Origin of the sequence: Frigoribacterium sp. CG_9.8, from assembly GCF_015751965.1 — a bacterium.
Classification (GTDB): Bacteria; Actinomycetota; Actinomycetes; order Actinomycetales; family Microbacteriaceae; genus Lacisediminihabitans.
Map to the genome: position 1 here is coordinate 200613 of NZ_JADOVH010000002.1, position 24577 is coordinate 225189.

Genomic DNA, 24577 nt, shown 5'->3' on the forward strand with positions numbered 1-24577 from the left:
TGGGGCCCCTGTGGATAACCTCGGCGCGGGATCGCCCCGTCGTCCCATGATGTGGGGATGCCCACCGCCGTCGCCCTCATCACCGAGCAAGTGCGCGAGCGAGTACGCCGTGACGGGATCTCCCTCACCGGCACACGTGCGCCAGGTGCCCGGATCGACGCTGGGGTAGCCAACTACAGGGGAGCCAACCACGGGGTAGCCGACCAGGCGGCCGGTCACGGGGCGGCCGGCCGAGCGGTTATCGACCGGTACGTGCTGGAGGAGGTGCAGCGCTACAGCGAACGCGCCCTCGGCGGTTCTCTGCCAATGCTGCTCGACGAGCGTCAGGCCGCCCGCGAGATCATCGACTCGATCACCGGCTTTGGAGCATTACAGCCGTTCTTCGACGATCCGGACATTGAGGAGATCTGGATCAACGGGCCATCCCGCGTCTTCATCGCCCGCGACGGCGTGCCAGAACTCTCCAGCGTGATGCTCACCGATACCGAAGTTCGGGATCTTGTGGAGCGGATGCTGCAATCAACCGGTCGGCGAGTCGATCTGAGCTCGCCATTCGTCGACGCATCCCTGCCGGACGGATCGCGGCTGCACGTTGTCATTCCGGATGTGACGAAGCGGCACTGGGCTGTCAACATCCGCAAGTTCACCAAGCGCATCCGTGACCTGCAGCGGCTCGTCGCCCTCGGCTCGCTCAGCCATCAGGCGGCGGAGTTCCTGCGCATGTGTGTGCTCTCCGGGCAGAACATCCTGGTCTCCGGAGCGACGCAGAGTGGCAAGACCACGCTCCTGAATGCCTTGCTCTCCAGCACACGCGCCGGCGAGCGGATCATCACTGTTGAGGAGACTTTCGAGCTCGACCTTGCCGCACAAGATGTTGTCGGAATGCAGTGCCGCCAGCCCAGCCTCGAAGGGACGGGCGAGATCACTCTGCGGCGACTCATTAAGGAGGCGTTGCGGATGCGTCCCGATCGGCTCGTGGTCGGTGAGGTGCGCGAGGCCGAGGCCCTCGACCTGCTTATCGCGCTGAACAGCGGATTACCGGGCATGTGTTCGATCCATGCCAACAGCGCACGGGATGCCCTCGCCAAGCTCTGTACCCTCCCGCTGCTGGCCGGCCGAAACATCGACTCCTCCTTTGTGGTGCCGACGGTGGCGGCATCCGTCGACATCGTCGTGCACTGTGAACTCGCCCGCAACGGCCAGCGCCGCGTCACCGAGATCCTCGCTCCGAGCGGGTCCGTCACGGGCGGCGCGATCATCGAAGCGAGCCTGATCTTTGGGTTGCAGCGCGGTGTCCTGAGTGGCACCGGAGGCTATCCCACCCGCACAGGCAAGTTCGATGCGGCGGGATTCGACCTCGCTTCGCTTCTGGCGGTGGACCCATGACTCTCACGGTGGTTTTCGGCCTGCTGCTCGGTCTCGGGTTGGTGCTCATCATCTCGCCCTTCGCCTGGCCGAGCGCGGCACTGGTGCGCATGCGATCTGTGCCCGCGGCAGGCGCACTGCGTCGCAGACTCGCGCAGGCCGGATTGGGCTCGGTATCGCTCTCTGCGTTTGCGGTGGTTTCGGGCCTCGGTGGTCTCGCGGTGGCAGCTCTTAGCTTTGCGCTCGTGCCCGTCGCGGTGATCGCGCTGATCGCGGGGGTTGCAGCGATTGCTCTTCCCGTGGCAATGGTGCAGTGGCGGGCGCGCTCCCGTCGCCGCGCAGCTCGAGTGCTCTGGCCCGACATCGTCGATCATCTCGTGTCTGCAGTGCGATCGGGGCTCGCGTTGCCCGACAGCGTGGTGACGCTCGCACACACCGGTCCGGCGCCGACCCGAGAGGCGTTCGCAGAGTTCGAACAGGACTATCGGGCGACCGGCAACTTCGGGATTTCGGTCAACGCGCTGAAGGACCGGCTCGCCGACCCTGTTGCCGACCGCATCCTGGAGACGCTGCGGATGTCGCGCGAGGTCGGAGGGAGCGAACTGACGACAGTGCTGCGCAATCTCGCCTCGTACTTGCGACAGGAGGCGGCCATCCGCTCAGAGGTGGAGGCGCGCCAGTCCTGGGTGCTGAATGCGGCACGGCTCGGGGTTGCGGCACCGTGGATCATCCTGGTGCTGCTGGCGACGCGGCCGGAGGCGGCCGCGGCGTACAACACCGCCGGGGGAGTGCTGCTCATCGTCGGCGGGCTTGTGGTCACCCTGGTCGCTTACCGCCTGATGCTTGCGCTCGGCCGCTTCCCGGAGGAGCGCCGATGGTTCATCTAAACGCCCTCTCCGGGTGGGCGGTGCTGTGTGGGCTTGTGCTGGGCATCGGGCTCTGGTCGCTTGCTGGATTAGTTCCGCGGCTGAGCCGACCCCGGCTCGCCAGTCGCGTCGCACCCTATGTCGTCGACGTGTCAGCCGGCGCCCGCGAGTTGCTGTCCCGCCATACCGTCGATCCGCTTCCGGTGGTTGGAGCGCTGTTCGGCCCGGCATTCCAACGATTGCGTACTCTGCTCGGATCGGTGCTCGGCGGTGGGGCGACCATCGAGATGCGCCTGCGCCAGTCATCCTCTTCCCTCACCGTCGAGGCCTTCCGATCACGCCAGTTGGGGTGGGGGATCGGGGCGGCACTGCTCGGCTTGGCCGTACCGCTTGCGCTGGCACCCGTGCGACCGGTCTCTCCCGCCCTTATCGCAGCCATTGTGCTGGTTGCGGCGGCCTGCGGCATCGTGTTCTGTGACCGGATGCTACAGCGAGCGGCACAGAAACGTCTTGCTCGCATCGAAAGCGAACTGCCGACAGTACTGGAGTTCCTGACCCTCAGCCTCTCGGCAGGGGAGGGCATTCTCGATGCACTCCGGCGCGTTGGGCGGGTCAGCCATGGCGAGCTTGCCACCGAGTTCTCGGCGGTCGTGATGCGGGTGAACACCGGGGTGCCGCTCGCCGAATGTCTCAACGCCCTCGCCGCCGGGATGCGCCTGCCCTCGCTCACCCGCTGCATCGATCAGGTGACGGGCGCCCTCGAGCGCGGCACACCGCTCACCGAGGTGCTGAGAGCCCAGGCCCAGGATGCCAGGGACGATGCCAAGCGGGAATTGCTCGAAGTCGCAGGCAAAAAAGAGGTGGCAATGCTCGTGCCGCTGGTATTCCTGATCCTTCCGGTCACCATAATTTTCGCCATCTACCCGGGCATCTTCGTGCTGCAGTTCGGGCTGTGAGAGCGCATCACCACACGAAAGGAAATCCACCATGAACGGGCACCGCAAAAGATTCGACTCCGCGATCCGCGATGAGCGGGGCGATGTTCCGGGCTGGGTGCTCATTACGCTCATGACTGCTGGCCTCGTCATCATCATCTGGGGACTCGCCGGTCCCGCGCTCAGCGCCGTCTTCGAGCAAGCCATCCAGCGCGTCACCGGCTTCTAACGGGCCTGGTCAACACCGTGCACCGCCTGAGAGTGATCCTGCGTGAGGAGGCCGGCTCGGCCGTCGCCGAATTCGTGATGGTCGGCGCGCTGCTCACGGTGCTCACTCTCTCCGTCATTCAGCTCGGGCTGGCCCTGCACATCCGCAATACTGTGCTCGACGCGGCATCCGAGGGCGCCCGGTTTGCAGCTCTCGCCGACAGTTCGCTTGGGGAGGGGGTCGCTCGCTCGCGGGATTTGATCTCCTCTGCCATCGGCACCGGTTATGCGGGTGATGTGACTGCGACCTACGGACGCTATCTCGGCCATCCGTCCGCAATCGTGACCGTGCGTACGCCGCTGCCACTCATCGGCCTGTTCGGCTTCGACGGTGCACTGGAGGTGTCCGGCCATGCGGCGGTGGAGACTCTTCCCTAGGGTGATGCGCGCTGACGACGGCACCGCGTCGCTCGAGTTCGTCACGGCCGGCATGATCCTGTTGCTTCCCATGGTCTACCTCGTGCTGACGATGTCCGCGCTGCAGGCGGGGGCTCTCGCGGTGGAGGGCGCGGCCCGCCAGGCGGTGCGGGTCTACGCGCAGGCGCCCGACGCCCGGAGTGCCGAGGCCGAGGCTGCCCGGGCGATCCAATTCGCGCTCGCCGATTACGGAATCGACTCTTCGTCCGCATCAGTCTCGATCTCCTGCTCGCCCCTCGGTGCCGAGTGCCTTCGGCGCCGTGCCACTGTCACAATCACGGTCGGGGTGTCCGTCGGTCTGCCGCTCGTGCCCTCCGCTCTCACCGTCGGTGGGCCGCTGACCGTTGCGGTCGGGTCGACTGCAACGGAACAGGTCTCGCGGTTCTGGGGGGCGGGGCGATGAGCATCGGGTGGGGGCCACAATGACGTCACCGCTGGAGCGACTTAAGAGGGAGGATGGATCCCTCTTGCCGCTCACAATCTTCTATGGTTTCCTCTCGCTGGTGCTCATCCTGCTCGTCGTTGCTGCGACATCCCTCTACCTCGAGCGCAAGCGTCTGTTCACACTTGCGGATGGTGCAGCGCTGGTCGGTGCGGAGGCATTCGATCTCGACGAGGTGTCGATGACCGCTGGCGGTCCCCGCCCGACCCTGCAATCGGAGCACGTGCGCTCGGCCGTCGAGGAGTACCTCGACGCTGTCCCGCGCGGGCGGTTCGAGTCTCTGAGATTGGAGTCGGCCAGTGCGACCGACGGCCGAAGCGCAACCGTCGAGCTCTCGGCCTATTGGCGCCCGCCGGTGCTGTCCCTGCTGTTGCCTGAAGGCATCCGCCTCGACGTCTCCGCGGTGGGCCGGTCAGTGTTCGGGTGATCCACAGCGCCGTCCGCAGCTCGGGTGTCACGTTCACAGGTACCGACGGGGTGTAGGCCTGCGAAGTTGACCCCCGCGGAGGAAAATTATGCCGAGTCGCTGCCCACGAATAGCACCGCGGCACCGAGCACGATCATGATGACACCACCCACTGCACCCAACCGCCCGATGCGGTGTGGAGAGCGGACGAACCACTCGCGCGCCGCACCAGCGACGAGTGCCCAGACACTGTCGCTGACCAGCGCGATCGCCACGAAGACCGCGCCAAGAATGGCGAGTTGCAGGGGGATGCCACCCCTCGGGTAGTCCACGAACTGTGGGAGCACCGCTACCAGGAAGACGATGGTCTTGGGGTTCGAGACCCCGACGACGAAGCCCTCGGCGAGCATCCGCCCGGTGCCGAGTGGCCGGCGCGATCGGCCAGATTCGGTGTGAACGTCGTTGCGATGACGGATCGCTTGAACCCCGAGGAACACCAGGTAAAGCGCACCGACGATCTTGATCGCGGTAAACAGCACGACGGACTGCTCCACGATCACTCCGACTCCAAGAGCCACGGCGGCGGCGATCACCAGGGCTCCCGCGGCATTGCCTGCAACGGACACGAGTCCGCCGATTCTGCCGAGTGCGAGCGAACGACCGATCACAAACAGCATGCTCGGACCGGGGATGATCATGAGGCCGAGCGCGGCAAGCGCGAAGGTGAGAACGTTGCCGACCGGAATCATGCTGAGAGCTTAGAGGGACGGGCGCCACGAGGTGCGCGACGGGATGACGGCTGGGGTACTGTCGGTATTTATGGAGGATGGGCACGGACACGCCGCGAGCACAGACTCTGCTCCGGCTGGTGTCATCTGGGATGTGCTGGTGGTCGGAGCCGGGCCAGCCGGGTCATCCGCTGCCCGCGTCGCTGCCGAGGGTGGGGCATCCGTTCTGCTTGTGGATCGCGCCCGGTTTCCACGCTACAAGACCTGCGGTGGTGGACTCATTGGCCTCTCGCTCGCCTACCTTCCGGCCTCGGTCCTGCCGACCGTGGAGCCGCAGGTGCGTGAGGTGCGATTCTCGCTGCGCGGCGGTAGACCTAAGTCCTTTTCCCGCAGCCTGCCGTTTCTCGCGCTGATGCAACGGGAAAAATTCGACGATGCTCTGATGAAGGCGGCCGTAGCCGTTGGTGTGCGATTCGAAGAATCTGTCGTCGTCAAAGCGGTTCAGGAGGCGGATGGGCTCGTCACTGTGACAACGGATGGCGCCTCCCTGCACGCTCGTATTGTCATCGGCGCGGATGGAACGAGCGGCCGGATCGGACGTTACGTCGGCGTTCAGAATCGCGGCACCGACCTCGCCCTCGAGGTGGAACTCACCCGAACACCCGAGTCGCCGGCGTATGACGGTGCCATCGCATTCGACTGGGGCACCGCTCCCGGGAGCTACGCCTGGGTCTTTCCCAAGGATGAGGTGCTCACCGTTGGCGTGATCCAGGCGCGGGGGGAGCCGCAGCAGACTCACGATTACCTCGACCGCTGGCTGCGCACCACCGGGCTCGAGGCGCACGCGGTAGAGCGGTCGAGCGGTCACCTCACCCAGTGGAGAGCGCCGGATTCGCCTCTGCACCGTGGTTCCGTGCTGGTGGCAGGGGATGCCGCGGGCCTTCTCGACCCGTGGACACGAGAGGGTCTCTCCTACGCGCTGCGCTCCGGATGTTGGGCCGGTGAGGCTGCGGCGGATGCGACCCGCGGCAGTGACCGTGCCATCGCCGAGTACAGCCGAAGGATTCTCGCGCAGCTCGATCCGGACATCCGTGCGGGGGAGCGACTGCTGCGGTTCTTCGAGCGCTACCCCCGACTCGTGCATCTCGCATTGGCATATACCAGTACAGGCATGAGACTGTTTCTTGCGGTCTGCGACGGCACGAAGACGCTGGGTGGCATCCTGTCTCACCGGCTGCTCGGCCGGGCACTTCGGGTGCTGGGCTCGTGACCTCGGCCGAGGCAGCCCGCCTGCTCGGAGTGAGCGAAAATGGCACGCCAGCGGAGATCGAACGCGCCTTCAAGCAGCGGGCGCGGATGTCGCATCCCGATCGTCTGACGGGAGCCACTGCCGCGGAATCGCGGGCGGCGTCCTCCGAGTTCATCCGGGTCACCGAAGCGCGCAACCTTCTCCTGAAAATGGCCGCGGAACGGGTCGACACAGGCAGTGATGCCAGTGCCAGTGCCGGTGCCGGTCTGCCCGCTCCGCGCATCACCGAGTCTCTCGTCTACACCTCGGGTCCCACTCCTCGCAGCTTTCCGCGTCGCAGCGGCGCAACGCTGATTTGGACCTTCCTGCTCGTGGTTGCGAGCGTCTTTTGCTTCCTCGGGGGCACCCTGCCGCTCTCCCCGTGGAATCTGCTTTTGCTTGTGCCTCTTAATATCTTCGCGATCGCCTTTGCGCGCACCAGTCGGCATGGTGCTTTTGTCGGCACCCTTATATTCGGAAGTGTCAATGCCGCCGTTGCACTGGCGATCGCTTCCTTCGGGTCGCTGGTCGCGCTGGAGATCTTGCTCGCACCGGTCATCGCCCTCGTGGTGATCGGACGAAGCCGCCTGCGCAGATTCGTTTGAGGGCGAGTCTCAAGAGGCTGCGCGGCAGGTAGCGCGGTGGTCAGCGGTGGTCAGCGCGGCCGACGTGGGGCGTAGCGCGGCACATAGCGAAGAAGCACGCCAGCACCGATGAGGCCGACGACACCGAGCACGCCGCTGGCAAACGCAATCGAGACCGCGGCCGTCAGCGCGGAGAGTGCGAGGGGGGAGACTGCGCTTCCGGCATCACCGGTGAACCGCCACGCGCCGAGGAATGGGGCCGGATTCCGCTGGTCGGCGAGGTCAGCGCCGAGGGTCATCAGGATGCCGCTTCCGAGCCCGTTGGCGAACGACATGAAGATCGCGGATGCGATAAACCACGGCACGGCTGTCTTGAGGTCATGGGTGAACGCGAGCACGAGGTGTCCGGTGCCGAGACCGATCATCGACGGTAGGGCGCTCCACAGTCTGCCAAAGCGGTCCATGATCTGCCCGCTGGCATAGAACAGACCGAAGTCGATGGCTCCCGCCGCCCCGATGATCAGGGCGGTCTGGGCATCCGGTATCCCGATGCTCACTGCCCACAGTGGCAGGATCACCTGGCGGCTCGCCCGCATCGCACCGATCAGCGCCGCACCGGTGCCGAGGCGCGCCAGCACCGATCGGGACCCCCAGATGGTGCGGAACAAGCCCGTCGGTTCGGCAGTCCTTATCCCCGCCCCTGCCTGCTTGAGCGCGGCTGCTGATCGGGTCGCGATTGGTGTGGCGGGATCGCGCAGCAAGAGCAGTGACACCGCGGCAGCAACGCAGCAGGCGATGTGCACCCAGAAAACCGACTGCGTCGAACCGGTGAGGTGGATCACGGCCGCGGCCACAAATGGGCCGATGAAATACCCGAGCCGGAAGCTACCGCCGAGGGTTGCCAGCGCTCGAGCGCGAAAGGCACGTGGCACGAAACTCGTCATGAACGCGTGCCGGGCGAGCGCGAAGACCGCGGTGGAGAGTCCGATGGCGAAGATGCCGAGCCCCAAGACCCACGGATTCGGGGCGGTGAGGGCCGTGACCAGGCCCACAATCGACAGCAGTGCCGCGTAGATCATCGCGGTGCGTTCCCCGATGCGGCTCACGATCCATCCACTCGGGATGTCGCCGAACAACTCTCCGAGAAGGATCATCGAGGCGATCACACCGGCGATGGCCAGCGACGCACCGAGGTTGTCAGCCACCTGCGGAATGATGGGGATTATTGCGCCCTCACCCACCGAGAACAGGAGGGTGGGCACGATCGCTGGCAGCGCTATCGTCCGGAAACTGAAGTCCTCCGGGCTGCTACTCATCGGGGTCGAGGCTACTCGCTCAGGGCGCGAAGGCCCGCACCCGGTAGTCTTTGGAAGATATGGACGAGCTTGATTTTTCTGAACAGATCACCGCGCTGCGCTCGACCTTCGCGGACATCCGCGCCGTCGTCGGAGTGGAGAAACTCGAGCGCGAGATCGCGGACCTGAGCGAGCAGGCCGGTGTGCCCGACCTCTGGGATGACACAGATAAGGCGCAGAAGATCACCTCCGATCTGAGCCACCGGCAGGCGGAACTGGCCAAGATCGTGAGCATCCAGAGCCGTCTCGATGACCTCGAGATCATGGTGGAGCTCGCCAACGAGGAGGCGGATGCCTCGGCTGCAGCCGACGCGCAGACCGAGCTCACGAGCATTCAGAAGCTCCTGGGAGAGCTGGAAGTGCAGACGCTGCTCAACGGTGAGTTCGATTCGCGCGCCGCCGTCGTCACCATCCGCGCCGGAGCCGGGGGAGTGGATGCCTCGGACTTCGCGGAGATGCTGATGCGTATGTACCTCCGCTGGGCAGAGCAGCACAACTATCCCGCGAAGGTACTCGACACCAGCTACGCGGAAGAAGCCGGTATTAAGTCGACCACCATCGAGGTCGATGCGCCCTACGCCTTCGGCACGATGAGTGTCGAAGCCGGTACCCATCGACTCGTACGGATGAGCCCGTTCAACTCTGCCGGCAAGCGCCAGACCAGCTTTGCGGCGGTGGAAGTCATTCCGCTGATCGAGACCACCGATGTCATCGAAGTGCCGGAGGGGGACATCCGCGTCGATGTCTTCCGCTCGAGTGGACCGGGTGGCCAGTCGGTGAACACCACCGACTCGGCGGTGCGCATCACCCACATTCCCACCGGCACAGTGGTGTCGATGCAGAACGAGAAGTCTCAGATCCAGAACCGTGCCGCCGCGATGCGCGTGCTGCAGTCGAGGCTGCTATTGATCGAGCGGGAGCGCGAGGCAGCGCAGAAGAAGGAGCTCGCCGGGGTGATCACCGCGAGCTGGGGCGACCAGATGCGCAGCTACGTGCTTGCGCCGTACCAGATGGTGAAGGATCTGCGCACCGACTACGAGGTCAACAATCCCACCGCGGTCTTCGACGGTGACCTCGATGGCTTCATCAGCGCCGGCATCAAGTGGCGCAAGCGCGACCAGAGCGAATAACGAAATTTTATGAGAGTCGCGGCATCTGGCCTGTCGCTCTTCCTCATTTGCCGAGTACGTCCTTAGAGTCGGAGGCGTCATGATTCGGTTTGATCACATAACCAAGCTCTACAAGGGGAACGCACGCCCGGCGCTCAATGCGGTGACGCTTGAGATCCTTCGCGGCGAATTCGTCTTCCTCGTTGGAGCGTCCGGCAGCGGCAAGTCCAGTTTCCTGCGCCTCGTGCTCAAGGAGGAGAACCCCTCACAGGGGCAGATCCATGTGCTCGGGCAGAACCTCGGACAGCTCACCAGCCGAAAAGTGCCGTACTTCCGGCGCAACCTCGGGGTGGTGTTCCAGGATTTTCGGCTCCTCCCGCAGAAAAACGTCTTCGACAACGTTGCCTTCAGCCTCCAAGTGATCGGCAAGTCGAAGGGCTTCATTCAGGAGGCGGTACCGGACGTCCTCAAGATGGTGGGTCTCGCCGGCAAGACCAATCGGCTTCCCCACGAACTCTCCGGTGGTGAGCAGCAGCGGGTGGCCATCGCCCGGGCAATCGTGAACAAGCCCGCAATCCTGCTGGCGGATGAGCCGACCGGAAACCTTGACCCCTCGACATCCGCGGGCATCATGACTCTTCTCGAGCGCATCAGCCAGAGCGGAACCACCGTGATCATGGCAACGCATGACGCGGGCATCGTCGACCAGATGCAGCGTCGCGTCATCGAACTGGTCAGTGGCCAGATTGTGCGCGATGAGCGCCAGGGTGGCTACCAGACCCAGAATATTCCTCTGCAGGGCTTCGGCCCGGCATCCGTTGCGCGGTCCGATCTCGGTATTGCCGGGCAGGCCGACGAGGTGGGGCGATGAGGTTCGGCCTGATCATGTCGGAGGTGGGCAGCGGTCTGCGACGCAACATTTCGATGGTCGTTTCGGTCGTGCTCGTCACTTTCATCTCGCTCACCTTCGTGGGCGCTGCGATCCTGTTGCAGTTTCAGATCGGGCAGATGAAGGGCTACTGGAACGACCGGGCGCAGGTGTCTGTCTACATGTGCACCGACTCCTCGACCGCGGGACAGTGCAATCTGGTCGAGGCGACCAAGGCCCAGAAGGCGGGGGTCGAAGCCCAACTCAAGTCTCCGGCGCTCGGTGACCTGATCAAGTCCGTCACCTTCGAGAACCACGACCAGGTCTATAAGAACTACAAGACCTATTTCAAAGACACGACCGGTGCAGATTTCATCACCCCGGCCTTCCTGTCGGAGACCTTCTCGATCAACCTCAAAGACCCGTCGAAGGCGGATGTCATCCGCGAGAGTGTCGCGAGTCTTGCCGGGGTCGAACAGGTCGTCGACCAACGCAAATACCTCGATCCTATTTTTGCTGCTCTCAATGCGGCAAGCCTCACCGCGGTCAGCATTGCCATGCTGATGCTCGTCGCTGCCGTGCTGCTCATCGCCACGACCATCCGCCTGTCCGCCTTCTCGAGACGGAGAGAGTTGGGGATCATGCGCCTCGTGGGGGCGTCGAACCGCTTCATCCAGACGCCATTCATTCTGGAGGGGGTGATTGCCGCGCTGATCGGATCGGTTCTCGCAAGCCTCGCAGTGGTGTCGATCGTGCGGTTCTTTGTGCAGGGATACCTCGGCAGCCAGTCGCTTGACACCCCGTTTATCGGCATGTCCGAGGCCTATGTCGTCGTGCCGATCCTGCTTGTGGTTGGCGCCGTTCTTGCGGCGACATCAGCGTCTTTCGCGATTAGCCGGTATCTGAAGGTCTAAACCGAACTCCCGCAGCGCCGTGACGGTCACGGGGATTGCGGTGACCTCGCTAAGCTGACTCTCTAGCAGCCACCCTCAAACGGGGGTGGACACAGTGGACGCTGGTCGTGAGCACGCGCGTTGTGAGTGCGTGTCGTGGGTGCGTGTTGGGTGCGTGTTGTGAGCCTGCGTGTTGTGAGCCTGCGTGTTGCGAGCCTGCGTGTTGCGAGCCTGCGTGTTGTGAGTCGAAGGAGACCCAATGTCCAGTACCACCGAAGCCCGGTCCGCTGGCCAAGATCCGCGTGAACCCGTACCCGGCGAGACAGTTGAGTTGTTCACCGATCCGGCACAGCCTCCTGTCGGGCTGTTGCAGAAGGCGAAGTGGACGCCAGCCAAGGTCGTGCTCTGGGTCATCATTGGTCTGATCGGGGCGACGGGATGGAGCATGCTCGCCCTGGTGCGCGGTGATAACGTCAATGCGGTCTGGTTCGTCGCCGCTGCCGTCGGCACATTCCTCATCGGCTACCGCTTCTACTCGAAGTTCATCGAGCGCAAACTTCTGCGGCCGGATGATCGTCGTGCAACTCCCGCGGAGGTGCTCGATAACGGGCGGGACTTCGAGCCGACCGACCGGCGGGTGCTGTTCGGACACCACTTCGCCGCAATTGCCGGAGCCGGTCCACTGGTCGGACCAGTGCTCGCCGCGCAGATGGGCTATCTGCCCGGCACGATCTGGATCATCGTCGGGGCCGTCGCCGCCGGCGCCGTTCAGGACTGGCTGATTCTGTTCTTTTCGATGCGCCGCCGCGGCCGTTCACTCGGCCAGATGGCGAGAGAAGAATTCGGGGTCGTGGGTGGGGTCGCCGCCCTCGTCGCGACGCTTGCCATCATGTCGATCATCATCGCGGTGCTTGCACTCATCGTCGTGAACGCGCTCGCCGAGAGCGCCTGGGGCGTCTTCTCGATCGCGATGACCATCCCGATCGCCCTGTTCATGGGCGTCTACCTTCGTTACCTTCGGCCCGGGCGCATCTCCGAGATTTCCTTCATCGGGGTTGGGCTTCTTCTTCTCGCGATCGTCGCTGGAGGCTGGGTTTCCGAAACGGCCTGGGGCATCGAGTGGTTCACGCTGGATAAGACGACGCTGGCCTGGGCTCTCATCGCGTACGGATTTGTCGCATCCATCCTTCCGGTCTGGTTGCTGCTCGCGCCGCGCGACTATCTTTCGACCTTCATGAAGATCGGGACCATCGGTATCCTTGCGATCGCAATCCTGATCGTGCAACCGGTCGTGCAGATGCCCGCTTTCACGGACTTCGCATTCACCGGGACAGGTCCTGTCTTCGCCGGCACCCTCTTTCCCTTTCTCTTCATCACGATCGCCTGCGGGGCTCTCAGCGGATTCCACGCCCTCATCTCCTCGGGGACGACACCGAAGCTGATCCAGAAGGAGACGCAGACCCGGATCATCGGCTATGGCGGAATGCTGATGGAGTCATTTGTCGCGATCATGGCACTCGTCGCCGCCATCTCCATCGACCGCGGCCTGTACTTCGCGATGAACGCGCCGCTCGCGCTCACCGGGGGTACCGCAGAGTCCGCATCCCGTTTCATCAGCGGGTTGGGGAATGTCGCCGGCGGGGGGATAACCGCCGCGCAGCTCACCGAGGCAGCCAACGCGGTCGGCGAGACGTCACTCGTGTCGCGCTCCGGGGGTGCGCCGACACTCGCTGTCGGAATAGCGAACATTCTCGACCGGGTCACTCCCGGGCTGGATTTGCGGGCATTCTGGTATCACTTTGCGATCATGTTCGAGGCTCTCTTCATCCTCACAACGGTGGATGCCGGAACCCGTGTCGCCCGCTTCATGCTCAGCGACACTCTCGGAAACCTGAACCGGCGGTTCCGCGACCCATCCTGGCGAATCGGTGCCTGGATCTCTTCGGTGGTCGTCGTGGCCGCGTGGGGAAGCATCCTGCTCATGGGGGTCACTGATCCGCTCGGGGGAATCAACACGCTGTTCCCGCTTTTCGGTATCGCCAACCAGTTGCTCGCCGCAATCGCTCTTTCGGTGTGTGTAGCGATCGTCTGCAAGAAAGGGCTCGTGAAGTGGGTGTGGATCCCCGGGGTGCCGCTGCTTTTGGACGCGGTGGTCACGCTCACCGCCTCGTTCCAGAAGATTTTCTCCCCGACACCCGGGCTCGGATACTGGGCGCAGAACGGCGTCTATCGTGCGGCGCTCGCCGATGGTAAAACGTCATTCGGCGCGGCGACGACGACCGAGGCGATGCAGGCCGTCGTGCGCAACACCGCCGTGCAGGGAACGCTGTCGATCCTGTTCGCGGTGCTTGTTGTCATCGTACTCGCGACGGCCCTTCGTGTGAGCGTCCGCGCGGTTCGTGCCGGAGGTGAGCCATCGACCGAGAGCGAAATTGTCGACAGTCACCTGTACGCCCCTCGAAGTCTCTCGACTACCGCGGAGGAACGTGCCGTTCAAAAGAGGTGGGCGGATGTCGCGAAGTAATGTGGCGCCGACGGTCCCGGTGGCTCGCTCGACGCCGTCGCCGAGGAACCTCGCTGGGTGGCTCGTGGCCTGCAGCCGCGGCATTCACTGGTATCTGCGCGAGCTAATGGGCGATTCGAGTTATGCGCGGTACCTCGCACACCGGGCAACTCACAACGATCCGACGCCGCCTCAGAGTGAACGAGAGTTCTGGCGCCAAAAACACCGTGACAACGCGGCCAGCCCCCGCTCGCGCTGCTGCTGACGCTGCGACTGCATGACGCTGCGACTGCATGCTGCTGCATCTGCACATGCGTGCCGAGGGCGTTGGTGCCGATCCGATGGAATGCCCGTTCATGGTGACGACCGCATCCGTAATCTGCGCGTCACGCGTCGGCAGGTTAGAGTGGAGGGCTGCGCGGGGAGCGCCTGCGCGCAATCAATCCAGGAGTGAATCGTGCCGAAGGAACGTGGCCAGAAGGTTGTGGCCACCAATCGCAAAGCGCGCCACGACTTCACCATTGAAGACACCTATGAAGCGGGGCTGGTGCTCACCGGCACCGAGGTGAAGTCTTTGCGTGAGGGTCGGGCGTCCCTTGTCGACGGTTACGCGTTCGTCGAATACGGCGAAGCCTGGTTGGATGCGGTGCATATTCCCGAGTACAACCAGGGCACCTGGAACAATCATCCGCCCCGTCGCAAGCGCAAACTCCTCCTGCACAAGGCGCAGATCCTGAAGATCCACAACAAGACCAAAGAGGGCGGCTACACCATCGTGCCGCTGAAGATTTATTTCAGCGACGGACGGGCCAAAGTCGAAATCGCCGTCGCCAAGGGCAAGCGTGAGTACGACAAGCGCCAGGCGCTGCGTGAGCGCCAAGACAATCGTGAGGCGGATCGGGCCATGTCGGCGCGCCGCAACATCGGCGACTGATCGGTTCGGCCTTACCGGGTTCGGCGACTGCTGAGTTTGGCCGCATGGAGCGGACCGTGCGCCCGAATGTTGGCCATGCTGCCAGACGTTAGGCAGCATGCCCGACAAACGGCAGCATGGAGCATCGCAGCGCACCCGCAGCGCACCCGCAGCGTGTCAGCTCGCGACGAACCGCGCATCCACGACCGCGTCGACTTCGATGTCTTCCGGCGTGAGCGAGAGTTCTGGGGCCGAGCCAGCGGACATCATCCGCAGAGCAGGGTGGGATCCCCCGTCGTCGGATGCCCCGATCCGCTCGCCGAGCATTCCCGGATCGGCGAGCGCAACAGCGCGTACGGAGCCGAGGCCGATGCCCTGGGCATACACGCTGGCCTTTGCCACGGCGTCCTTGACCGCTCGCGACCGCACCTCGGCAATCACTGCGGTCTTCCGCGCCTCGGTGAGGGCCCAGGTGATGGAGCCGACCGTGAGCCCGTCGAGTACAGCTACCACCTCGATCCACTGGGCCATCGCGATGAAATCGCTGAACTTCACGCTGAACCCCACGCGTGAATGAAAGACCGGTGGCAGCTGGACTCCATCCTGGCTCCACGGCTTCGAACTCCAGACTTGGATGCTCTCGCTCGACCACCACGTGACCGGCCCGGCGGCAGGGGAGTGGCGCTCGATAAGCAGCGAACGCACAGTGGATGACACGGCCAGGGTCTCGGAAAAGACCGGCTCCCGGCCCGCCCCCTCGAATCCCACCGAGAGTTGCACTGTTGCCCGCTCCGGCGGATAGAACGAGGAAAAACTACCCTGCACGGTGATGATGGTGTCGGTCATGATCGTCTCCATTCAGATCTGATAGTTCCCCGATTCTTTCACGAGCGGTGGATTCTCATCAGGGATCAGACGTAAGCTTGAGGGCTGCCGTGGGGCAGACTGGTCCGCGTGCGGACCGTGACAATTCAACAGTGCGCGATAGCTGCTCACACTTCCTGATCTATAGGAAATGTGCACCTGGGGATGATCGGTTTCGACATTGCCTGCGTGAGTGTGAGAAGCGGGTCGAGGATGCAGGGTTATCTCGTAAACGATCTCTGCAAACAATAAGTGCGAAATCTAACCGCGCTGACTTCGCTCTCGCTGCATAAGCAAGAGCACTAATGAAGTCCGTCAGACCGGGGATGCTCTCTAACCGGATCCTGGCGTAATTTAGGGAGATTGCTGCGGTGTTACGTCTGAGGGCACCGCGGGACTTTTACTGAGACTGGGCTCGTCGGATTAGATGCCAGTGGCAAATTCCGGAGCCGAGTAGAACGCTGTCACTGGATACACCCGTAGAAGGCATATGACCACAGCAGTGGACGGGGGTTCAATTCCCCCCATCTCCACCCTTGCGGCTGTCGCGCGCTGTTGAAGAGTTGCAACAGAGCTGCCGACTGTGGCATCCGGTGCGCTGAAGGCGGGACATTTCACTCATGGTCAGGAAGCGCGAACCGCGCCCTGTTCCGGGCCGTCCCGAAGTGGGCCGTTCCAAACTGGGTCGTCCCAAACTGAGCCGGCCCTATGTGCGCCAGCCGGTAGCGGAGCCGATATCGCTCGAGCGCGCTGTCGAAGAGGGGCTGCTGATCGCCCGCTCGGCCCTCACGATGGAGGTGAAAAACCGCATCATCGTCAGTGCACTGCGCGACGACCACCGTTTCGAGGCGGCAGAGACGGCGTCGTGGGTCGTGCTCGAGTTGATCAAGCTCTCGGCTGAGCAGGCCGAGTACGCAGAGCGCATGTCCGAGCTGGTGAATACGGGGACGGATCGGCGCCGAACGATCTCCAAAGAGCACGATTATGGCCCACGCGACTACCGGATGCTCACTCGCCGAGGGCTCGCGTACGCCTCTCTATCGACGCAGCTCATGCGTCTGGTGGACGATCCGGATTATGTTGCGAGCGTGGTGGAGGATGCCCGCGGCAAGGCCTGGTCGGAGCTCGGCAACGCCATCGGGTCCCGTCTCGATTGTGGACCGATGCAGCATCCGGATGCCGACTACACTCTCGAACGCGACACCCGACTTCGAGCCCTGGTCGCGATCGACCTCGCCCGCTTGTGGCGCAGTGCAGGTGCTAACGCGGCGAGGTGACCGTCGCCGCTCCCGTAGCCTCGCCCTCTCGCCCCAGCGACCGTCTCCCGCGGCTTCGCCCTCTCGCCCCAGCGACCGTCTCCCGCGGCTTTGCCCGCTCACCCCAGCGACCGTCTCCCGTTTTTCTCACCACCCACCCGTGTGGACAGGGAGGTGGTGAGAAAAGGGGGAGGTGGATGCGCGCGGCGCGATCGGCGGCATCCCCGTGGAGGATCGGCTATCACGTGACACTGAACTGTGCAGAATTGCACATGGTAACTGCGAAAGGGGCGATTGACCCCATTATTTAGTGCAGGAATACTTATCAGGTCGAGGTCCTACCGGTTTGTTGCGCGGTAGGGCTACACAGTCGGCTGCGAGACCGGTTGCGAGACCGGCTACACAGTCAGCTGCGAGACCGGTTGCCAGGCCAGCTGCCAAGACCAGCTGTCAGAAAAGAGCATCAATGAACGACTCGCCCCAGGGTCTCGAAATCCCAGCGACTGCAGGCTCCCTTGCCGGCCTGCGCGCGCTGGTCACGGGGGGAGCCAGTGGAATCGGCGCCGCCGCATCCCGCGCCTTGGCAGCGCGCGGCGCACACGTGGTGGTTGTGGATGTCGACGGCGGCGCAGCCGAATCGATCGCGAGTGAGATCGGCGGCTCGGCCTGGACGGTCGACCTGCTCGATACCGACGCGGTCACCGACGCTGCATCTTTCGCGCAGCGTGAGCGGATCGATATCCTGGTGAATAACGCCGGTATCCAGAAGGTAAGCCCGATCGAGGAGTTCGACCCGGTTGACTTCCGCCGCATCCTCACCCTGATGCTCGAAGTGCCATTCCTGCTGATCCGCGCGGCGCTGCCCGGCATGTACGAGCGCGGGTTCGGGCGCATCATCAACGTGTCGTCGGTGCACGGTATCCGCGCTTCCGCGTTCAAAAGCGCCTACGTCTCTGCCAAGCACGGCCTCGAAGGGCTGTCGAAGGTAACCGCGCTCGAGGGGGGAGCGCGCGGGGTCACCAGCAACTGCGTGGCACCGGGATATGTGCGCACCCCGCTGGTGGAGAAGCAGCTCGTGGAGCAGGCTGCGGTGCACGATATTCCCGAATCGGAGGTGCTGAGCCGCATCATGCTCACCGAGAGCGCAATCAAGCGACTGGTGGAACCCGAAGAAGTAGCGTCCCTCATCGCCTGGCTCGCCTCGCGAGAAGCGGCGATGGTCACGGGCGCCAGCTACACGATGGACGGTGGCTGGTCGGCCCGCTGACGGCGTCAACTCAGCGTGTCATTGCGGCCAGGAAGCAGAGCGAGTCGCCGAGGTTGAGGCGCTCAGCTAAGTGCTGAGGCCAAGAAGTGCAGCCGCAGAGGCCAAAGTGCGATCCCGAAGCGCATCCGCGACCGCGGCTACCGCGGGTTGCCGCAGTGATTCGGTGCGCAACACCATCCAGTAGGGCAGTTGCTCCGCGAACTCGTCGGGGAGCAGCCTCACCAGGTCGGCGTGGCGATCGGCCATGAAACACGGGAGGAAGCCGATCCCCGAACCGGCGCGGGTCGCCTCCACGTGCACGAATACGTTGGTCGAGCTGATCGATTCCCGCATTGTCGGTACGAGGCGTCGCGGGGCATCCAGGTCGTCCACCTGCAGCATCGAGTCGATGAAATAGACCAGCGGATGCGTCATCAGCTCCGCGGCATCCGCCGGCGTCCCAAATTGGGCAAGATAGTCGCGCGAAGCGTACATGCCGAGCACGTACTCACCGAGTTTCACCGCCTCGGCCCGGTGCACCTGTGGGGCGCCAACGACGACCTCGATGTCGAGCCCGGAGCGATGCTGCATCGCCCGCCGCGTCACCGTGAGGATCTCGACCCGGAGTTGTGGATACTTCCGCTGGAGAGCGGTGATGGCCGGAGTAGCGATGTAGGCGCTGAATCCATCGGTGGCAGACATCCGCACCACCCCGCTCAGCTGGCGGGCATTTTCCGGGGTGCCTCTGAGATCAGCGATCGCGGATTCCACTGCTTCGGCGGCCAGCACCGCCCGGCGGCCGAGCTCGGTCGTCTCCCAGCCCCCCACTGTGCGCGACAGCACTCGACCAGCGAGCGTCTTTTCGAGCGCGGCGATGCGGCGCGAGACCGTGGTGTGGTTGAGACCGAGGCTTTCGGCCGCGGAGGTGAATCGACCGGTGCGAGAGACGGCGAGAAGCACGAGAAGGTCGTCCGGGTTGGGTGCGGCTGATGTCACAGCAAATTCCTGCATATTTGCAAGTATGCAGAAAAACTGTGCCGACGTGGCTATTGAGGGCCTGACGAGTGCTGCACGCGATGGGAGATTTTCCTGCCGAGCAGGGGACGGTTCGAGTGGGGTGTCACCATCGCATCGTTCCGGGCCGAATGTGCCTGCGAAGGTGACACTTCACCTCGGCCCCACCGGATGCGGTGAGCCCTGAACCGCGAGGAGTCGCTCAGGCGAAGATTCGGAAGTCCAGCAGCTTGTACAGTGCGGTCAGCACGGCGAGCAGTGGAGCAAGCAAGCGAAGCAGGTAGGTGATCACGGCAACGTTCAGGAAGTCACCGAAAGCAAACAGCCCGATACCCACGAGGCCGAGGGCTAGTGCGACCAGCAGTCCATTGGTCGACTTGAGGAACGGTGCGGCGAATCCGACCGAGACGGCGAGGATTCCCACATCGACGAGGAAGGCTCCGGTCTGGGCATCGGGAGCGAGGGAGGACACCGACCAGAGGACAATTCCGATGGCCCAGCCGAGCACGAAGACCAGGCCGGCGAGCGGCTTGGGAAGAGTACGTGATGCGGGCATGGGGAGCGCTCCTTCTCGTGGCAACTGAACAACCGAGCAGCCGAACGGCCACGTAGCCGATCATCCGAACAGCCGCCTAGATCTTATCGTGCGGGCGAAGCCGTGCTTGAGAAGCCGTGCTTGTGAAGCCGAGCTTGTGAAGCCGTGCTTGCAAAGCCGTGCTTGTGCAGCGCGCGTCAGGACAGTGCCGCAATCACGCGGGCATGGAGGAGCCCATTAGTGGCGATGGCGGAACCGTGCCAAGGCCCGTCCTCGCCGTCGACTGACGTGAATGTTCCCCCGGCCTCTTGCACGATGGGGATCAGTGCGGCCATGTCGTACACCTGTAGGTCGTATTCACCCGAGATCTCCAGCAGGCCCTCGGCGACCATCATGTACGGCCACATGTCGCCGTAGTCACGGGTGCGCCACACCTCGCGCGTGAGAGCAAGCAGCTGGGGGAGTTTGCCCGCGTTCTCCCACCGGGTCAGACCGCTCAGGCTGATCGAGGCATCCGCGAGCTCAGACACCTGGGATACGTGGATGCGGCGGGCCTGGTCGGAATGAGTCGAGCCCAGCCGTTCGTTGACGAACGCCCCCTGGCCGGTCGCACCCCACCAGCGTGTGCCGAGTGCCGGGGCACTCACCACCCCGACGACGGGAACGCCGTCGATCGCGAGGGAGATGAGAGTGGCCCAGATCGGCACCCCCCGCACGTAGTTCTTGGTGCCGTCGATCGGATCGATGATCCATTGCCGGTGGGAGCTGGCTTCGTCCCCCGCTGAGACGCCGAACTCCTCGCCACGCACCGAGTCGCCCGCGCGGCTATCGGCGATTGCCGCGCGCAATGCAGTCTCGACTGCCCGGTCGGCATCCGACACCGGTGTCATGTCGGGTTTGGTCGTGACAACGAGGTCGGTGGAGCGGAAGCGGTCCATCGAGATGGCATCCGCCATATCCGCCAGTTCGCGGGCGAAGGACAGGTCGGACTGCAGGCTGTAATCGGTCACGGAGTCAAGGTTAGGTGAGCGAGGCAAGCAGGCGCTGGAACGAATCGAGCCGCAGCGTGCCCGATTCGCCGAGCTCGCCCGCGGCTACCCGCTCGTTCATCGCGCAATCCGGTGCGTCAGGCAAGTGGGTGCAGCCCCGCGGACAGTCCTCGGCAATCGCTGCGAGATCAGTGAACGCGCGCAGGATGTTCGCGGTGTCGACGTGCCCGAGCCCGAACGATCGCACACCGGGAGTGTCGACGACCCAGCCGCTGCCCACTCGATAGGAGATGGTGGATGAGGAGGTGTGCCTTCCGCGCCCGGTGACGCTGTTGACCCGGCCGATCGCCCGGTTCGCGGCGGGCACGAGCGCGTTCACCAGAGTGGACTTGCCGACCCCGGAGTGGCCGACGGCCACGGTCGTGTGGCCCTCGAGCAGTGCTGCGATTTCGCCGGTTGGCATCGCGTCGACACCGCTTCGTACGACGGTGATGTCGAGCCCGGCAAAGTTTGCGAGAAACTCGCCCGGATCGGCGAGGTCGGTCTTGGTGATGCAGAGGATCGGTGTGAGTCCGGCGTCGAACGCCGCCACCAAGTACCGGTCGACCAGTCGTGGGCGCGGCTCCGGATTGGCCGCAGCCACCACGATGAGCATCTGGTCGGCGTTGGCGACGATGATGCGCTCGACTTCATCCGAGTCATCCGCACTGCGCCGCAGAACGGTCGTGCGCGGCTGGATACGCACGATGCGGGTGAGAGTGCCCTCATCGCCAGAGGTGTCACCGACCAGATCGACGTAGTCGCCCGTGACGATCGGCTGTTTGCGCAGTTCGCTCGCGCGGGAAGCGAGTGCGGCGTGCTCATCGGCGGTGCCCTCACCGACGATCACCGAGTACCGCCCGCGGTCCACGGTGAAGACGCGTCCCGTCACGGCATCCGTGTGCTCCGGCCGGATCTTCGTTCGCGCCCGGTTTCCCTTGGGATTGGGCCGATTGCGAGCCTCGTAGTCGGCGTACTTGTCGTCGTCATCGTCGTCGACCTCGGTGAGCCAGCTCATGGCTTAGAACAGATCAAGCGGATCGGCAGAGCGCGAGCGCAGACCGAGTAGCGATCTGGTCCAGAGTTCGGGAAACTGGGGAAGAGTCTTGGCGGTCGTGGCGATGTCATCCACCGTCACCCCGTCGACCGCGAGTCCGATTATTGCGCCGGCTGTCGCCATCCGATGGTCTTCGTAGCTGTGCCAGAGGCCGCCGTGCAGCGCACGCGCACGGATGATCAGGCCATCGTCCGTCTCGGTGACGTCTCCGCCGAGAGCATTGATTTCCGCAGCGAGGGCTGCGAGCCGGTCGGTCTCGTGACCGCGCAGGTGGGCGATTCCGGTGAGCACCGTCTCCGAGCCCTCGACAGTGGCGAGGGCTGCGAGAACCGCAATGGTGGGCGCGAGTTCGCTCGCGTTGTCGAGGCGGATGCCGCGAATGGCGCCGGTGCCGGTGACGGTCAGGTCGCCCACCCCCTCACCCGTCTCGACGAGAGATACCTCACCACCCATGTCGGTGAGGATGGTGGCCAGTTCCGCTCCCACCTGGGTCGTGGAAGTCGGCCATCCGGTGACCGTGACCGAGCCACCGGCGACCAGTGCGGCGGCGAGAAATGGCCCGGCATTGGAGAGATCTGGCTCGATCGTGATGTCGATGCCCGCGATCGGTCCGGGCGGCACGACCCAGAGCCCTGGCTCCGGGTTCTGCACGATCACGCCGCGGCGCCGGAGAGTCGCGATGGTCATATCAATATGGGCGAGGCTCGGCAGCCCATCGCCGATATGCCGCAGGGTGAGCCCGTTCGTAAAGCGTGCACCGGCCAACAGCAGGCCAGACACGAACTGGCTCGAGGCGGAGGCGTCGATCTCGATCTCGCCACCCGCGACAGAACCGGTGGCGTACAGGCTGAACGGGAGCATGCCCCGGCCGTCGTCGCTGACATCCACTCCCAGGGCCCGTAGCGAGTCGATCGTGGTGCGCATGGGCCGTCTGCGAGCCGATTCATCGCCGTCGAAGGCGACCGGCCCGAGTGCGAGTGCGGCAATCGGGGGCAGAAAACGCATGACGGTGCCGGCGAGACCGCAGTCGATGGAGGTGCCGCCGGAGAGCTCGCCGGGAGTGATGAGCAGGTCGGGTCCGAAGGGCGAATCGCCCGGCAACTCGACGATGTCAGTGCCGAGCGACCGAAGAGCCTGGATCATGAGGGCGGTGTCGCGGGATCTAAGGGGCGCCCGCAGCGTCGATGGTCCGTGTGCGATCGCCGAGAGCACGAGTTCGCGATTGGTGAGCGATTTGGATCCGGGTAGCGCAAGCCGAGCAGCAAGCGGGCCGGTCGCGACGGGCGCGACCCATGGCCCTGGCTCACCGCCCACAATGAGACCCTCGTCACCGAAGGGGTTGAACTCGGGGCCGGAATACTTGAATACATGCATCGGTTACTAAGGGTATCGGCACAGCGTCCCTGAAGAGCTGCGACCGAGGAAGAGGATGCCCCGTGTCAGTTCTGCTTGATCGCCCCACGACAGTCGTTCGACCCGCGGCTGCCGGCTTCTCGTTTCGGGGCCAGACTGCGCGCCAGCGCGGCATCGTAAGATTACCGGCGATGACCACTTCGAAGGACGACTCAGCCACTCCCACCGAGTCCGCGGCGGCCGCACCCGTGCTAGCTAACGCACCCGTGCTAGCTAACGCACCCGTGCTCGCTAACGAACCCGTGCTCGCTAACGAACCCGTGCTCGCTAACGAACCCGTGCCCGCCAGCGGTGAGTCCGACGCGCCGGTTGTTGACGTGCGAACACTCTTTGAGGCGCAGGCGATCCCGTTCATGGACCAGCTCTATGCGGCAGGACTGCGCATGACGCGTAATCCATCGGACGCCGCGGACCTCGTGCAGGAGACCTTCGTCAAGGCGTTCGCCGCCTTTTCGCAGTTCCAGCAGGGCACAAATCTCAAGGCGTGGCTGTACCGCATCCTCACCAACACGTTCATCAACAACTACCGTAAGAAGCAGCGCGACCCGTACCAGGGCACTATCGACGAGCTCGAAGACTGGCAGCTCGGCGGCGCCCAATCGGTGACCCAGGCTCGTTCGACCCGATCCGCTGAGGCGGAAGCGATCGATCATCTGCCAGACAGTGCGGTGAAGGATGCCCTCCAGGGCATCCCCGAAGACTTCCGAATGGCCGTCTACTTTGCCGATGTCGAGGGCTTCGCTTATCAGGAGATCGCCGACATCATGAAGACCCCGGTGGGTACCGTAATGAGCCGACTGCATCGTGGCAGGCGGATGCTGCGGGACCTGCTCTCCGAGTACGCGATCGAACGAGGAATCAACACCTCGGGTACGCGTGCCAAACCCGCCACTGCTGGGAGTAAAAAGAAATGACCGACTGCGGATGCGATAAGGCGAAAGCCGAACTCGAGGAATACCTGCGTAATGAACTGGCCAAGACGGATGCCGCGGATATCGCCGAGCACATCGCCAATTGCGATGATTGCACCGACGAGGCCCACGTGGGAGTGGTCCTGACCCAGGCCGTGCAGCGCGCCTGCAAAGAAACCGCCCCGAGTGACCTGCGTGACCAGGTGCTGCTCACGCTGCGGACCCTGCAGTCCGGCCACTAAGATCCCCAACGGCCCAGCAGCAAGGCCGCATTCGGCCATCCTGACGCAGCGAAGGCCACCGCCATCAGGCGC

At 64.2% G+C, this 24577-nt stretch carries 27 protein-coding genes and 1 other RNA gene; 20 read left to right on the forward strand and 8 right to left on the reverse strand.

Going from position 1 to position 24577, the window contains the following annotated elements; all coding sequences use genetic code 11:
• The first annotated feature begins 57 nt into the window (after positions 1-57).
• The 7 genes from IWX88_RS05825 to IWX88_RS05855 all read left to right on the forward strand — a co-directional run bounded on the left by IWX88_RS05825 (position 58) and on the right by IWX88_RS05855 (position 4719).
• Positions 58-1386: a CpaF family protein gene (locus IWX88_RS05825; RefSeq protein ID WP_196828210.1), complete on the forward strand. Its 1329-nt coding sequence runs from the start codon at positions 58-60 to the stop codon at positions 1384-1386.
• Complete coding sequence (locus IWX88_RS05830; RefSeq protein WP_196828212.1) at positions 1383-2252, forward strand: type II secretion system F family protein; 870 nt, start codon at positions 1383-1385, stop codon at positions 2250-2252. Before IWX88_RS05825 ends, IWX88_RS05830 begins: the two co-directional genes overlap by 4 nt.
• Positions 2240-3187, forward strand: a complete 948-nt coding sequence (locus IWX88_RS05835; RefSeq protein ID WP_196828214.1) for a type II secretion system F family protein — start codon at positions 2240-2242, stop codon at positions 3185-3187. Before IWX88_RS05830 ends, IWX88_RS05835 begins: the two co-directional genes overlap by 13 nt.
• 31 nt (positions 3188-3218) lie before the next feature.
• Positions 3219-3395 carry a hypothetical protein gene (locus tag IWX88_RS05840; protein ID WP_196828216.1) on the forward strand — a complete coding sequence of 59 codons (177 nt, stop codon included), beginning with the start codon at positions 3219-3221 and terminating at the stop codon, positions 3393-3395.
• 17 nt (positions 3396-3412) lie between these two features.
• Positions 3413-3811 carry a TadE/TadG family type IV pilus assembly protein gene (locus IWX88_RS05845; protein ID WP_370568197.1) on the forward strand — a complete coding sequence of 133 codons (399 nt, stop codon included), beginning with the start codon at positions 3413-3415 and terminating at the stop codon, positions 3809-3811.
• A gap of 4 nt (positions 3812-3815) precedes the next feature.
• Positions 3816-4253 carry a hypothetical protein gene (locus IWX88_RS05850; protein WP_196828218.1) on the forward strand — a complete coding sequence of 146 codons (438 nt, stop codon included), beginning with the start codon at positions 3816-3818 and terminating at the stop codon, positions 4251-4253.
• Between the two features lie 64 nt (positions 4254-4317).
• On the forward strand, positions 4318-4719 hold the full coding sequence (locus tag IWX88_RS05855; RefSeq protein WP_231368919.1) for a pilus assembly protein TadG-related protein: 402 nt from the start codon (positions 4318-4320) through the stop codon (positions 4717-4719).
• A gap of 86 nt (positions 4720-4805) precedes the next feature.
• Here the strand turns inward: IWX88_RS05855 and IWX88_RS05860 are convergent, their stop codons facing one another.
• The gene (locus tag IWX88_RS05860) at positions 4806-5447 is read right to left on the reverse strand and encodes a LysE family translocator (protein WP_196828222.1); all 642 of its coding nucleotides are present in this window, start codon (positions 5445-5447) and stop codon (positions 4806-4808) included.
• Between the two features lie 43 nt (positions 5448-5490).
• On the opposite strand from IWX88_RS05860, the gene IWX88_RS05865 reads away from it, so the two are divergent.
• Both IWX88_RS05865 and IWX88_RS05870 read left to right on the forward strand, forming a co-directional pair.
• Complete coding sequence (locus IWX88_RS05865) at positions 5491-6696, forward strand: geranylgeranyl reductase family protein (protein WP_196828224.1); 1206 nt, start codon at positions 5491-5493, stop codon at positions 6694-6696.
• Positions 6693-7319 carry a DnaJ domain-containing protein gene (locus IWX88_RS05870; protein ID WP_196828226.1) on the forward strand — a complete coding sequence of 209 codons (627 nt, stop codon included), beginning with the start codon at positions 6693-6695 and terminating at the stop codon, positions 7317-7319. The genes IWX88_RS05865 and IWX88_RS05870 overlap by 4 nt, the downstream gene beginning before the upstream one ends.
• Positions 7320-7369: 50 nt before the next feature.
• On the opposite strand, the gene IWX88_RS05875 is transcribed toward IWX88_RS05870, so the two are convergent.
• Complete coding sequence (locus tag IWX88_RS05875) at positions 7370-8614, reverse strand: MFS transporter (RefSeq protein ID WP_196828228.1); 1245 nt, start codon at positions 8612-8614, stop codon at positions 7370-7372.
• Between the two features lie 59 nt (positions 8615-8673).
• Between IWX88_RS05875 and prfB the strand changes: the two genes are divergently transcribed.
• The 6 genes from prfB (at position 8674) to smpB (ending at position 14960) form a co-directional block, all read left to right on the forward strand.
• Positions 8674-9783, forward strand: coding sequence for a peptide chain release factor 2 (prfB, locus tag IWX88_RS05880; RefSeq protein ID WP_196828230.1), 1110 nt, complete (start codon positions 8674-8676; stop codon positions 9781-9783).
• Positions 9784-9862: 79 nt separating this feature from the next.
• Complete coding sequence (gene ftsE / locus IWX88_RS05885; protein ID WP_196828232.1) at positions 9863-10633, forward strand: cell division ATP-binding protein FtsE; 771 nt, start codon at positions 9863-9865, stop codon at positions 10631-10633.
• Positions 10630-11544: a permease-like cell division protein FtsX gene (gene ftsX, locus IWX88_RS05890; protein WP_196828234.1), complete on the forward strand. Its 915-nt coding sequence runs from the start codon at positions 10630-10632 to the stop codon at positions 11542-11544. The genes ftsE and ftsX overlap by 4 nt, the downstream gene beginning before the upstream one ends.
• Before the next feature lie 238 nt (positions 11545-11782).
• Entirely contained in the window at positions 11783-14047 is a 2265-nt protein-coding gene (locus IWX88_RS05895; RefSeq protein ID WP_196828236.1) for a carbon starvation CstA family protein, read from the forward strand.
• A complete protein-coding gene (locus IWX88_RS14190; protein ID WP_196828238.1) occupies positions 14034-14291 on the forward strand; it encodes a YbdD/YjiX family protein in 258 nt (85 codons plus the stop codon). The genes IWX88_RS05895 and IWX88_RS14190 overlap by 14 nt, the downstream gene beginning before the upstream one ends.
• 192 nt (positions 14292-14483) lie before the next feature.
• Entirely contained in the window at positions 14484-14960 is a 477-nt protein-coding gene (smpB, locus tag IWX88_RS05905) for an SsrA-binding protein SmpB (protein ID WP_196828240.1), read from the forward strand.
• 156 nt (positions 14961-15116) lie between these two features.
• Here smpB and IWX88_RS05910 read toward each other — a convergent pair whose 3' ends face one another.
• Positions 15117-15785, reverse strand: coding sequence for an SIMPL domain-containing protein (locus tag IWX88_RS05910; protein WP_196828242.1), 669 nt, complete (start codon positions 15783-15785; stop codon positions 15117-15119).
• Between the two features lie 179 nt (positions 15786-15964).
• On the opposite strand from IWX88_RS05910, the gene ssrA reads away from it, so the two are divergent.
• The 3 genes from ssrA (at position 15965) to IWX88_RS05925 (ending at position 18326) form a co-directional block, all read left to right on the forward strand.
• Positions 15965-16339: a transfer-messenger RNA gene (gene ssrA / locus IWX88_RS05915) on the forward strand.
• 84 nt (positions 16340-16423) lie between these two features.
• On the forward strand, positions 16424-17080 hold the full coding sequence (locus tag IWX88_RS05920) for a hypothetical protein (protein WP_196828244.1): 657 nt from the start codon (positions 16424-16426) through the stop codon (positions 17078-17080).
• A 445-nt stretch (positions 17081-17525) separates the two neighbouring features.
• Positions 17526-18326 (forward strand): 3-hydroxybutyrate dehydrogenase, encoded by an 801-nt coding sequence (locus tag IWX88_RS05925; RefSeq protein ID WP_196828246.1) that lies wholly within the window; start codon positions 17526-17528, stop codon positions 18324-18326.
• Between the two features lie 66 nt (positions 18327-18392).
• Here the strand turns inward: IWX88_RS05925 and IWX88_RS05930 are convergent, their stop codons facing one another.
• The 5 genes from IWX88_RS05930 to aroA all read right to left on the reverse strand — a co-directional run bounded on the left by IWX88_RS05930 (position 18393) and on the right by aroA (position 23313).
• Entirely contained in the window at positions 18393-19316 is a 924-nt protein-coding gene (locus IWX88_RS05930; protein WP_196828248.1) for a LysR family transcriptional regulator, read from the reverse strand.
• 205 nt (positions 19317-19521) lie between these two features.
• Positions 19522-19875 carry a hypothetical protein gene (locus IWX88_RS05935; protein ID WP_196828250.1) on the reverse strand — a complete coding sequence of 118 codons (354 nt, stop codon included), beginning with the start codon at positions 19873-19875 and terminating at the stop codon, positions 19522-19524.
• 176 nt (positions 19876-20051) lie between these two features.
• Positions 20052-20864 carry an inositol monophosphatase family protein gene (locus tag IWX88_RS05940; RefSeq protein ID WP_196828252.1) on the reverse strand — a complete coding sequence of 271 codons (813 nt, stop codon included), beginning with the start codon at positions 20862-20864 and terminating at the stop codon, positions 20052-20054.
• A gap of 10 nt (positions 20865-20874) precedes the next feature.
• Entirely contained in the window at positions 20875-21900 is a 1026-nt protein-coding gene (rsgA, locus tag IWX88_RS05945; protein WP_196828254.1) for a ribosome small subunit-dependent GTPase A, read from the reverse strand.
• A gap of 3 nt (positions 21901-21903) precedes the next feature.
• Complete coding sequence (gene aroA, locus IWX88_RS05950; protein ID WP_196828256.1) at positions 21904-23313, reverse strand: 3-phosphoshikimate 1-carboxyvinyltransferase; 1410 nt, start codon at positions 23311-23313, stop codon at positions 21904-21906.
• A gap of 170 nt (positions 23314-23483) precedes the next feature.
• Here aroA and IWX88_RS05955 point away from each other — a divergent pair, with 170 nt between their 5' ends.
• Positions 23484-24266: a sigma-70 family RNA polymerase sigma factor gene (locus IWX88_RS05955; protein ID WP_196828258.1), complete on the forward strand. Its 783-nt coding sequence runs from the start codon at positions 23484-23486 to the stop codon at positions 24264-24266.
• A complete protein-coding gene (locus IWX88_RS05960; RefSeq protein ID WP_196828260.1) occupies positions 24263-24505 on the forward strand; it encodes an anti-sigma factor in 243 nt (80 codons plus the stop codon). The genes IWX88_RS05955 and IWX88_RS05960 overlap by 4 nt, the downstream gene beginning before the upstream one ends.
• The last annotated feature ends 72 nt before the right edge of the window (positions 24506-24577 follow it).

What these genes read in the sequence shown, in the direction of transcription:
- IWX88_RS05830 (WP_196828212.1), top strand. Translation starts at nt 1,383, where the DNA reads ATGACTCTCACGGTGGTTTTCGGCCTGCTGCTCGGTCTCGGGTTGGTG.
- IWX88_RS05935 (WP_196828250.1), bottom strand. Translation starts at nt 19,875, where the DNA reads ATGCCCGCATCACGTACTCTTCCCAAGCCGCTCGCCGGCCTGGTCTTC.
- IWX88_RS05835 (WP_196828214.1), top strand. Translation starts at nt 2,240, where the DNA reads ATGGTTCATCTAAACGCCCTCTCCGGGTGGGCGGTGCTGTGTGGGCTT.
- IWX88_RS05865 (WP_196828224.1), top strand. Translation starts at nt 5,491, where the DNA reads ATGACGGCTGGGGTACTGTCGGTATTTATGGAGGATGGGCACGGACAC.
- IWX88_RS05895 (WP_196828236.1), top strand. Translation starts at nt 11,783, where the DNA reads ATGTCCAGTACCACCGAAGCCCGGTCCGCTGGCCAAGATCCGCGTGAA.
- IWX88_RS05930 (WP_196828248.1), bottom strand. Translation starts at nt 19,316, where the DNA reads ATGCAGGAATTTGCTGTGACATCAGCCGCACCCAACCCGGACGACCTT.
- IWX88_RS05925 (WP_196828246.1), top strand. Translation starts at nt 17,526, where the DNA reads ATGAACGACTCGCCCCAGGGTCTCGAAATCCCAGCGACTGCAGGCTCC.
- IWX88_RS05920 (WP_196828244.1), top strand. Translation starts at nt 16,424, where the DNA reads ATGGTCAGGAAGCGCGAACCGCGCCCTGTTCCGGGCCGTCCCGAAGTG.
- ftsX (WP_196828234.1), top strand. Translation starts at nt 10,630, where the DNA reads ATGAGGTTCGGCCTGATCATGTCGGAGGTGGGCAGCGGTCTGCGACGC.
- IWX88_RS05825 (WP_196828210.1), top strand. Translation starts at nt 58, where the DNA reads ATGCCCACCGCCGTCGCCCTCATCACCGAGCAAGTGCGCGAGCGAGTA.
- IWX88_RS05850 (WP_196828218.1), top strand. Translation starts at nt 3,816, where the DNA reads ATGCGCGCTGACGACGGCACCGCGTCGCTCGAGTTCGTCACGGCCGGC.
- aroA (WP_196828256.1), bottom strand. Translation starts at nt 23,313, where the DNA reads ATGCATGTATTCAAGTATTCCGGCCCCGAGTTCAACCCCTTCGGTGAC.
- IWX88_RS05860 (WP_196828222.1), bottom strand. Translation starts at nt 5,447, where the DNA reads ATGATTCCGGTCGGCAACGTTCTCACCTTCGCGCTTGCCGCGCTCGGC.
- IWX88_RS14190 (WP_196828238.1), top strand. Translation starts at nt 14,034, where the DNA reads ATGTCGCGAAGTAATGTGGCGCCGACGGTCCCGGTGGCTCGCTCGACG.
- IWX88_RS05955 (WP_196828258.1), top strand. Translation starts at nt 23,484, where the DNA reads ATGACCACTTCGAAGGACGACTCAGCCACTCCCACCGAGTCCGCGGCG.
- IWX88_RS05960 (WP_196828260.1), top strand. Translation starts at nt 24,263, where the DNA reads ATGACCGACTGCGGATGCGATAAGGCGAAAGCCGAACTCGAGGAATAC.
- prfB (WP_196828230.1), top strand. Translation starts at nt 8,674, where the DNA reads ATGGACGAGCTTGATTTTTCTGAACAGATCACCGCGCTGCGCTCGACC.
- rsgA (WP_196828254.1), bottom strand. Translation starts at nt 21,900, where the DNA reads ATGAGCTGGCTCACCGAGGTCGACGACGATGACGACGACAAGTACGCC.
- IWX88_RS05875 (WP_196828228.1), bottom strand. Translation starts at nt 8,614, where the DNA reads ATGAGTAGCAGCCCGGAGGACTTCAGTTTCCGGACGATAGCGCTGCCA.
- ftsE (WP_196828232.1), top strand. Translation starts at nt 9,863, where the DNA reads ATGATTCGGTTTGATCACATAACCAAGCTCTACAAGGGGAACGCACGC.
- IWX88_RS05840 (WP_196828216.1), top strand. Translation starts at nt 3,219, where the DNA reads ATGAACGGGCACCGCAAAAGATTCGACTCCGCGATCCGCGATGAGCGG.
- IWX88_RS05910 (WP_196828242.1), bottom strand. Translation starts at nt 15,785, where the DNA reads ATGACCGACACCATCATCACCGTGCAGGGTAGTTTTTCCTCGTTCTAT.